The sequence below is a fragment of the Vibrio sp. 10N.222.48.A3 genome (genome assembly GCF_041475345.1).
In the GTDB taxonomy this organism is placed as follows: Bacteria; Pseudomonadota; Gammaproteobacteria; order Enterobacterales; family Vibrionaceae; genus Vibrio; species Vibrio tasmaniensis_A.
The window spans coordinates 1-462 of the sequence record NZ_JBFRVX010000364.1 but is presented as its reverse complement, the minus strand read 5'-3'; the positions used below and the strand labels follow the sequence as shown (position 1 = coordinate 462).

The following is a 462-nucleotide window of genomic DNA, read 5'->3' as shown; positions in this document are numbered from 1 at the left end:
GTTCCAAGCAGAGCTCATACGGTTAGTGATTCGATTGATGTCTTGGCGACGGCTGATTGCCATCGCGATCGATTGGTTTGGTAGCTCGTGACGGTGCGTTTTGATTTTAACGCTGTCATTAAGGTCTGGAATTTTCCATGCACCTTTACCACTGTAAGCGTAATAACTCACACCTGAAACCGGTGCGTACACCACGCCCATTACCGGCTTGTTGTGTTCGATTAGGGCTATGATTGTCGCGAAATCGCCACTTCGTGCGATGAATTCCTGTGTTCCGTCCAGCGGGTCAACCAACCAGTAGCGATCCCATTGAGAACGTTGCTCTAGGCTGATATCAGCGGCTTCTTCCGATAACACCGGAATATCAGGTGTCAGTTCGCTAAGTTTTTTCGAGATCAGTTTATGAGCGGCGAGATCAGCACTAGTGACGGGCGTATCATCACTCTTGGTAAACTCTTCGTA

1 protein-coding gene is annotated in these 462 nt (G+C 48.7%); it reads right to left on the bottom strand.

Annotation, left to right across the window (positions count from 1 at the left end; genetic code table 11):
• A partial coding sequence (locus tag AB4653_RS11260) for an inositol monophosphatase family protein (RefSeq protein WP_372104186.1) occupies window positions 1-462 on the bottom strand: 462 nt, incomplete at both ends.